The 311-nt window shown below is 43.7% G+C and carries 1 pseudogene; it reads left to right on the top strand.

Going from position 1 to position 311, the window contains the following annotated elements:
- Positions 1-311: pseudogene (locus tag ACNQ0T_RS23615) on the top strand (UDP-N-acetylenolpyruvoylglucosamine reductase); the annotation flags it as partial.

The following is a 311-nucleotide window of genomic DNA, read 5'->3' as shown; positions in this document are numbered from 1 at the left end:
TCCTAATACTGTAACGCCTTCTGATGTGTTTGATACGGTATGTGCGACTCGCAGAAGTAAATTACCGGATCCCGCTGTAACAGGTAATGCTGGTAGTTTCTTTAAAAATCCGGTCGTCTCTGGTGAACTCGCGGAGACAATCAAAGCTAGCTATCCTAATTGTCCTCAATACGCTCAGGCAGATGGAAATGTGAAATTAGCGGCAGGTTGGTTGATTGACCAATGTGGCTTAAAAGGTTATGAACTAGATGGTGCTGCAGTTCATACACAGCAAGCTTTGGTATTGATCAATAGAGAGAATGCGACAGGAA

Source organism: Enterobacter cloacae complex sp.6700776 (assembly GCF_048284255.1).
GTDB lineage: Bacteria > Pseudomonadota > Gammaproteobacteria > Enterobacterales > Enterobacteriaceae > Enterobacter > Enterobacter intestinihominis.
Note: the sequence above shows the minus strand (reverse complement) of the source record. Positions and strands in the feature narration are given on the sequence as shown.